General features: G+C 42.8%; 3 protein-coding genes and 3 pseudogenes. 2 read left to right on the top strand and 4 right to left on the bottom strand.

Features of this window, described 5'->3' with window-relative positions; all coding sequences use genetic code 11:
• Positions 1-552, top strand: a pseudogene (locus ACGF63_RS21765) (DUF4158 domain-containing protein); the annotation flags it as partial.
• Between the two features lie 312 nt (positions 553-864).
• Here ACGF63_RS21765 and ACGF63_RS21760 read toward each other — a convergent pair.
• The 3 genes and pseudogenes from ACGF63_RS21760 to ACGF63_RS21750 all read right to left on the bottom strand — a co-directional run bounded on the left by ACGF63_RS21760 (position 865) and on the right by ACGF63_RS21750 (position 6,450).
• Positions 865-1,260, bottom strand: a complete 396-nt coding sequence (locus ACGF63_RS21760) for a transposase (protein ID WP_387633159.1) — start codon at positions 1,258-1,260, stop codon at positions 865-867.
• Positions 1,220-1,375 (bottom strand): annotated as a pseudogene (locus tag ACGF63_RS21755) (Tn3 family transposase); the annotation flags it as partial. The pseudogene ACGF63_RS21755 and the gene ACGF63_RS21760, both read right to left, overlap by 41 nt.
• A gap of 158 nt (positions 1,376-1,533) precedes the next feature.
• The gene (locus tag ACGF63_RS21750) at positions 1,534-6,450 is read right to left on the bottom strand and encodes an RHS repeat domain-containing protein (RefSeq protein ID WP_387633158.1); all 4,917 of its coding nucleotides are present in this window, start codon (positions 6,448-6,450) and stop codon (positions 1,534-1,536) included.
• Between the two features lie 444 nt (positions 6,451-6,894).
• Between ACGF63_RS21750 and ACGF63_RS21745 the strand changes: the two genes are divergently transcribed.
• Entirely contained in the window at positions 6,895-7,980 is a 1,086-nt protein-coding gene (locus tag ACGF63_RS21745) for a hypothetical protein (RefSeq protein WP_387633156.1), read from the top strand.
• A 116-nt stretch (positions 7,981-8,096) separates the two neighbouring features.
• On the opposite strand, the pseudogene ACGF63_RS21740 reads toward ACGF63_RS21745, so the two are convergent.
• Positions 8,097-8,238: pseudogene (locus ACGF63_RS21740) on the bottom strand (IS5/IS1182 family transposase); the annotation flags it as partial.
• Between the last annotated feature and the right edge of the window lie 591 nt (positions 8,239-8,829).

The raw sequence follows: 8,829 nt of genomic DNA, 5'->3' as shown, positions 1-8,829 counted from the left end.
GTCCTTTCCTTCGTCGGTGCTCAGCTCGGAGTTCCGGCTGATGCACTTCTCACTTATGCCACTCGGCGCCAAACCCGTCAGCAGCACATGGACACGCTGCGCGAAATCTACGGCTACAAGACATTCTCGGGCCGTGGTGCCCGTGATCTGCGGGACTGGACTTTCGGTCAGGCCGAAGATGCCAGATCAAACGAGGATCTTGCTCATCGTTTGATTGTGCGATGTAGGGAAACCTCCACCATCCTGCCCGCTGTATCGACAATCGAGCGTCTGTGCGCGGATGCTCTGGTCGCAGCTGAGCGGCGGATTGAAACGCGGATTGCGGAAAATTTAACTGCGGATGTTCGCGAGCGCCTGGACGAACTTCTGAGCGAAATGCTCGCCGGCAATATCAGTCGCTTCATCTGGCTTCGCAATTTCGAGGTCGGTAACAACTCGGCTGCCGCTAACCGCTTGCTCGACAGACTGGAGTTTCTGCATACCCTGAATATCAATCATAGTGTTCTGGTCAGCATACCTGACCATCGCATTGCCCGCCTGCGTCGACAGGGAGGAGAATGTAATGAGCGGTGCGCTGGGCAAAGCTGTACTGATCTTGCGGGTGAAAGTCCCGTCGTAGAAAGGGATTAGCCACACCCTATATGGACGTCCCCGGTTGTGCAAGCATTGAATTGAAACGGTTTGCGACCATATATCCGGCGTTATTGTGGGTTAAATCACCTGCGCCATGATGTCATCCGAGCCCCGTTTCCTTATCACTACGTAAGTATCTCAGTACCTTGGTCTAGTCCAGGCTATTACAGGGACGATAAGCCGTTTTCTCATCAGTGTTTGCAAACTCAATAAAACATCTTTTTTAACCGGTTAATTCACCGATTTCTTCATCATAAAATCCACATCATCTTTCAAAATGCGCCAGATAATACGAACCAGTTTATTGGCCAACGCGACCGTCGCCTTCATGACCCCACATCGGGCAATTAACTTTCTTAACCACTCACCCAAGGCATCATCACGTCTTTGAGAATAGCGTATCACCGCACGGGCACCATGAATAATTAACGTTCGCAGGTGACGGTTGCCCTGTTTGGTTATGCCAGCCAGACGGTTTTTCCCTCCGGAACTGTATTGGCGCGGAACCAGACCGCACCAGGCAGAAAGCTGACGGCCATATGAGAATTGTTCTGCATTGACCTCATTGACAAAAGCGGCGGCAATCAACGGTCCCACGCCAGGGATGGTTTTGTGAGCGATGAACATTCCGTTCTAACTGCGGATTTCGCAGGTAACGCAGCGTGTAGAAACTGCGTACCAGTCGGTCATACTCAAAAATAGCGCGGCGTGTCGTAAGCGTGTAGTAAGTGACTGGTCGTAGAGATGCGCTGAGCCCCAGTTTAAGCGCAGCAGCTAAGATTTGTCTTATCTCATCCGAAGAAAAAGGTTTCGGATCAGAGACAAGGTCAGGTAACATCACAAAAAAAGCATGTTACCCGACGTGGCCTTAATGCGACAAAGTCATCATAGTCGCTTTTTTTAAAATGGATCTGGAACTCCATAATTACTTAGATCTTCAGGTCCTTTATTTATTTTAGGGGAGGTTTTTTTTCCTTTAAACCAATCGTCTCTAAAAATTTCGCTTTCTTGACTGCCAACTCTATAGTAGACAGCCTCTTCCCATGTTTTAGCCTCTTTTCCAAACCGTTTCCGCTTTATCATTTCACGAGGTAAACGTGCATTGGGTTGATGTACAATTACCTTTATGTCCTTTCCTATAAAATCTGCGACAACCCATCTTCTATTATCTATTGTCACAAAGTCGTTAGGATTCATTTCCACAACATCAATAGCGGGGAAAGGCAACTCGTTACTATCAAGACCAGCAATTGCCATTTTGTTTAGTTCAGTACTCCTGTCTGATGTATAAAACGACACCGAATCTTGGCTAGGTCTGATTTGATCAGGAGACATCATTCGCTCTTTGGGCTGAGCATTAACAGCCCCTCTGCCACTCAGTCCTTCACGTTGTATAGTGGCGACTCGCTCTGATAGGGCCTCAAGCTTCCCAACCGCTTTTGCGCCTGCTTTGGCCACTGACACACCAAGACCTATCACACCCGTTCCCAGTGAAATCCAACCCAAGATAGATGAAGCCTGTGGAGAAGCTTCTTCCAACGCCCCACTGACAATAGCTGTCACATCTGATGCCACTCCGAGCACGCCCACCACCAGTGAGGTAGTCGATGCTGCACCGATCGCCGCCATAACACCGCCCGCTGCGGCTATCGCTATGCCACCCGTGATGATGGCTAATCCCAGCCCCAAGATACCCAGACCAATACCCAGCCCTGCCTGCCAACTCAGGTGCCCTGATGGGTCGGCCAGATTAATGGGGTCTCCCAGACAGTAAGCATAGGCATTTATTCCTCCTGCACCGAATGGACTCAGACTATCAGGTGAGGTAAATCTGCTGAGCGAAGGACTGTAGGCTCGATAGCCATTGCCCAGTTGATAGGCATTGAGCACTGTATCTTTACGTTCGCCATTAAAACCCAGCACACTAGCACCACGGATAGTAGACAGAGATTCTCCATACGCTGCATAAGCGTAGTGCTCTTTATCACCGTTATTTTCGACGGTAATGACTGAGTTCATGCTGTCTGTTCCGGTGAGCCAGACACCGGCGTTTTTACCTGTTCTGTACTGCGCACAACAGCCTGTATCAGTATTGAGCAGACGGGTACTGTTATCGCTTTCAATAATGTTGATCAGCTGATTGCCCCGATAATATAAAGATGTGGAGCCTTGTCCTTTGAGTCGGTTAAGTGGGTCATAAGTGTAATTGGTTTTTGTTCCATTGCTGTCTTTCACACTGAACAGGCGCCCAAGTTGGTCATAACTCAGGCTTCTATTTTGCTCATCTTGCGTCAACTGGCCTGAGGCATCATATTGCAGCAACCCTGAGGGATAACGCGGGTGTGTATGTTTGACGCGGGTTAACTGACAGGGATCTTTTGTATTTCCATAGACGTAGGTTGTTACATCTGTTGAATTATCAGCGAAATTTGATGTACATGTTTGGATATTACCGTAGACATCATAAGAAAAAGTTTGACTACGAATAACATTGCCATAATTGTCAGCCGGCGCTTGTGTTCCGGTACAGCTATAGGTTATTAACCGGTTACGGTTATCGTAGCCGTAAATTTCGTTGCGGACAGAAACGCCATTGAGGAGAGTCTCTTTCTTGTTAATTTGATGATTTTTATTCCAATATTGATTTATAGACCACTCTTCTTCTCCTTTTATATTCCGGCTTATTTCTCTGCCGAAATCATCAAATTTAACCGTGGTGCTTAAGGTCTTCTTGCTCTTTAGATCGAGACCTTGCCAGTAATATAAACGTCCAAGATCGTCATATTTTACAGTGACCTGCATCTCTTTATCTGCAATTGCCGTTATTCTTCCGAACGTATCCGGAGTTATGGTCTGTACGGCACCATCAACGTGCGTATAAGTTTTCAATCTTTTAGCAGTTGTATAAACGTAATTTGTCGGTTTACCCTCCAGGTTTTCATTGCTCAGCCGGCCTGATGGATGATATTGATATGACAGGACGTTATTTCCAGTATTAGCGTTCTCTTCTGAAGTAGAATTGACAGAACCGTTGCTGTTGTATTGGAAATTTTGACTAATTTCGCTTGTAGAAACCGAGGCAAGCGCGTTCTCCAATGCAGCAATATAGAGGCGTTGACGTTTTTGCCCCAACGGGGTTATTTCCGTTGTTGGATAGATATCTGTGCTGAGGTCATAGCGATATTGCCAAGTGCGGCCACCGGATGAAGTTGTTAACAAACGGCCCAATCCGTCAAAACTTTGTGTCCCTAAAATAACGTTATTGACTGCGATTTCAACCGGCAGGTTTTCGGGGGAATAATCGCAATATTTTTTGGTGATAACCGCATTATCAGGCAACGTCGTTTTGGTTACCCGTCCCCAGTTGTCATATTCGTAAGTCGTCACACGGCCTAATTCATCAGTTTGTTTGCGTAACTGATGCTGCCCATCCCATTCCATCGCGCTTTGGCTGTATAAAACGTTATTGTTGTTATACAGCGCAATCGTAATCGGCTGATGATCTGAATTATAAGTGGTGACTGTTTTACCTGTCCGATTGTTATTTTTACCACTGTTAAACGTGGTGACTGTCAAGGCAACCGGGTCTGTAAGATTGTACTGTTGTGTGCCGTCAGTGGACGAGACAATATTGTTCTGCCCCCAATCATCATAAGAATTTGTCTGTGACACTTGGGTTACCGCACTTTCTATGCCGGATTGCGTCAGCTCATTATAGTCAAGCAGCGTTACCGTACGCTCACGTCCTAATTCATCATAGTCCTGCTTTTGGAGTGTTTGCCAAACACTGTTTTGTGCGTTTAATTTTGTGTCCAGTTTAATTTTTCTTCCCGCCCCATCTAACCCATAGCGAAGCTGGTTTTGATTGCTGTCGGTGAGGGTGACAAGAAAAGGAATCGCCCCGTTCTGATATTGTTCATATTGATAATTCCGGATATTTTCATAGCTCGTACCTTGGCTGATAGTCGAACTAATCACCCGGCCTAACTTGTCATAGGCAGCAGTTGACGTCACATTTTGTGCGTTAGTGGATGACCATAACCGCCCGGTAAAACGTGAACGGGTTTCGCGTCGCGTTAACTGTAATTTATCGAAACTGGTAATCGTATGGGTTTGTATTAACTGATTGCCTTCAACGCTAAAATTAAAATCATGTTGTTCTGTATAAGCAGAATACATTGCTCCATTCGGATAATGTGTGTTGCTTACGGTTTTCAACCGCCCGAATTCATTCTTATCTTTATTATTAACATATTCATAACTATTTCGGCCAATTAACTGGTTACCAAGGTAATGGGATTCACTGGCTTTCAAGACAGAGGCAATTATCGTACTACTGGGCGGATTATTATATTGTCTGTAACGGTAGATCGTTTTTTGGAGCGGACTTGTATAATTTGAAGGGGCTGGCGTTGTTGTCATTGTTTTCATGAAACGGGTAAAACCGTTAGGATCCGGCGGACAATCATTACCGCTGCCGGTCGCTGGATAGTATTCCCATTCTATTTTTTCTCTAATTTGCGCCTGTGTTTTACCATTCAAAGTCATATTACTGACCGGATTCCCGGAATCATCAAATACCGTACGGGTTATTTCACTCCGTGAGCCGGTTTTATCTTCCCAGGTTGTTGTACTGGTTTTCGGTAATTGAAACTGGGGGGGCTGGCGATCAAAGTTCTGACCAATGACTGCATAATATTCTATCGTAGTTTTGTGAGTGCAACTATTTTGGGATGTCTTTTCTTCTACTTGCAAGTGGTAATTATTATACGTGCGTTTACAGATTTTTGTTTGGCCATTGCAAGTACTGCTTTCTTCAGACCAATACAAATAATCGGTTAAAATGGCATATACATTATCCTGTTGACTATCCCAGTCCACACCAGAGTGACCACCAATAAAGTTATTATCTGAGTAATTATAGGTTGTTTTTATCTCTGGCTGTCCTCCCCCCGGCGTTTGAGTAAACAAAGTCACGAACGGCAGTGGGGGTAAATGGGCTGAATCCGGGAAATAATGCCCTTGCCCATCATTACGGTAACGGACAGTCTGATTCATGCCACCCGGCGCCGTCATTCTGGTCAGCCATAAACCCCATTCACCATTATATCCCATCGTGTCATAATTAAACTGCCACACTAAAGGGGACCCCTCCAAACTGAAGTTATGAATACTGCTCAGCAAGCCATTCTGAAACCAGAGTTCAGTGTCATACCCTTCTTTCTGGTCAGGTAACAGCTGTACTGTGGTTTTGGTATCGCCATCGTACTTTACACAGAGCAAGGTGTCATACGCATCCTGAATAGCGCTCAGACGTGGCTGTTGTCCCCGACTATAATCCCAACACAATGTCAGCGCATATCCGGCAGGTGTCAGTAATTTCACGGGGACCTTGAGGCTGTATGCGTTTTTGGGTCCGGTCAGAATTTCTACTTCACCGGATTTATGGATAACCCGGTAGCAATCGTTCTTTGTATCTTTTTCAAAACGGATATTTTTCAGTTTTTGTTGTTGCAGAAAAACACCGCTGTTATTCTCCAGCACTTTATATTGCTCTCCGGTAGATAAAACCAGCAAATGGCTGTCAGAATCATAGACTGATAAACCCAGGGAGAAACCTTGACCGAAGCCAATATCAACCGTGGTGAGTGGAGAATAGCTCAGCGTCAATGGCAGGGAAGGACCATGATTATAGTTACCTATCAGGTGACCTAAGGTCACATGCGCATTAAATAAGCCAGTACGGGGATCAACACCACTAGAAACAGCACTCGTGAAATTGGTGGCCTGAGTAAAGAAATTTGCAGTATCACTCATTGAGTATACTCCTATTATAAAAATATAAAGAAATAAATATTATAATCTATAAGTTGAATTTAGAAAAAAACATTAACAAAAAATGGGATACGTATTTAAAGTAAATGTTATTAACTTTATTGTGTTGTGACAATTACTGTTGGCAATGTTATAAATTTGGTTATAAAAACTTAAGTAAACAATCAAGTTAACTATATAAATTATATGAAAATAAATTTAAAAAAACATACGAACATCACAGTGTTATATGGAAACTCACATATTTAAAAAATAAATATTGTTTGTGTTTAGTAATGAAATGTGCAAGACTATTATAATGTATATTCATGGTTAGATTGTCAGTGAAAAAGAAAGCATCATTTGTATCACTCAGTATCCATATGTATTTGTGATGAAAACAACTTCATCATAAGAAATAATTATCTTATAGGTAAGGAAATAGTTATGAATAAAGATAATTCCGGCCTTCTATTCCCTAAATTTAACATAGCAACAGATACTTCAGATCCTATATTGTTCAACAATGGTAATAACCAAATCAAGGTGTATGTTACTTATAAGTTAAAAGCTGACGACACCCTTATTCCTCCTGATATTGCAAAAAAAGCGTCAATTACATTATTGAATTACATTTCAGAAAATCCCATTACTAATGAAGGGTGGAATGTAGCTGATAGCCCTAACGACTTTGTTACTCAAGGAACGCCTCCGGGAGGATTAGAAAGTGGTGATGTGCAGAAAGTATTCTATATATCTACCCAAAACATAAGCTCGATGAGAATTGGTTTTAAAATAGATTTTAATGTTCCTGGTTATCCTTCTGGAACAATGACTTCATCACTTAATTCTGACGCACACAAATCTATCGAACCCAGATTACAGCCATCTTTTATTTACACCATTAAAGATATTTACTGGGATAAATATAAAGCCACTACATATAGTGGAGATACATCGGTTGTTTACAACTATTATTTGTCTTGCAATAAGGATAGCTATCGATTTATAAAATTTGATGTAAATGGGTATCTTTCTCAAAGTGGGTATTATGGATTATGTGGCTGGTGTCTCGCAGATGGGTATAAAAACTTTTATGGGGCTTACATCTGGCCCGATACTCCCCACCAGAGACAACAGAAAACTATAATCAATTTCCCTGGTGATTACAGTTCTGTCGTGACTATTTATGATCAATATTCTGAACAGGGAAATCGTGAGCATCTTTGTTGTACATGGGCCTATAACCATCATGGTGGCTCAGGAACATGGAGTTTGGGGGGGCCAATAGGTTATTGGTGGCAGTATCTTGAAACAACGATAAAAGTATATGATCAGTATGGAAATAGTGGATATTTTTGGCTAGATACTAAAAATATCAACCCTAGCTACTCAGAATCCAATAATTATGTTCTTGATTCAAGACTACATAATCTATACAACGTTGACGCTAATGATAATATCTCAATAACCCAAAATGCTAGCACCCCAAATCCAAAACTGAATATATATGATCACAAACCTCCTTCTTAAGAAGATCAGCATTACAGTCATAAAGAAAAAATTATATTCTTTATGAATAGAAAGAGTGTTGAAAAAACAACATGATTTTAAAATTTACGAATATTAGGCTGTGCACCTTAATTATGTCATCGCCTGTAAAAGAGTCGAATACAGTCTAAATTTCACCATGGACAAATAGTTTCGTGCGTTTTTTTCGTAACGGGTTGCGATACGCCGATTTACTTTAAGAAAACCGAAACAACGTTCGACAACATTGCGGTCACGATAGAAGTTGCTTGCCGATATTGTGCCTGTACGCAAACACGGCACAGATAAAGTCGGTTTCCCTCGCTATTATTGCAAGGATTGCCGGAAAACCTTTCAACTTAACTAACCTGAGAGCGGTTTAAGCCATCACCTGAAGTCCTGTTTTTTCAGCGCGGGTGATATTGAGTGATGGCTTTTTGGACCGCTTTACTGACTGCCGGTGTAAAACTCACAAACAAACGGTTTCTTTTACGGTTCTTGACCCACCTTGGTCTGAACGTATATGGAGAGCATAAAAATCTGTGGGGCATTTATGTGGCAAAGCAGCTAAAGAAGCCACTTTAACGTATAAGTATTCATGGCTCGATAATGGATAAATAGTCCGGTTGAGTTGCCCATTTTACCACTAAATAATTCAAGTACCCCAGACTTTTTTATGCTCTCGTATTTTTTGAGACGCTGGCCGGAATGCCAGATATGGGGAGAGCCAGATGCGATAGTTAGATAATTCAGGTTTCTGAAGAGAAAGGGCGACTGGATAACTCACTCAAGTTCTCTGACAAGCAAATTTAACGCGAATTAAATAAAGTGCCCCAGACTTTTTTATGCTCT

The organism is Photorhabdus sp. RM322S (genome assembly GCF_042879395.1).
GTDB classification, from domain to species: domain Bacteria; phylum Pseudomonadota; class Gammaproteobacteria; order Enterobacterales; family Enterobacteriaceae; genus Photorhabdus; species Photorhabdus khanii.
Note: the sequence above shows the minus strand (reverse complement) of the source record. Positions and strands in the feature narration are given on the sequence as shown.

Excerpts from the sequence above, each read along its gene's own strand:
- ACGF63_RS21745 (WP_387633156.1), top strand. The coding sequence starts at position 6,895 with ATGAATAAAGATAATTCCGGCCTTCTATTCCCTAAATTTAACATAGCA.
- ACGF63_RS21760 (WP_387633159.1), bottom strand. The coding sequence starts at position 1,260 with ATGTTCATCGCTCACAAAACCATCCCTGGCGTGGGACCGTTGATTGCC.
- ACGF63_RS21750 (WP_387633158.1), bottom strand. The coding sequence starts at position 6,450 with ATGAGTGATACTGCAAATTTCTTTACTCAGGCCACCAATTTCACGAGT.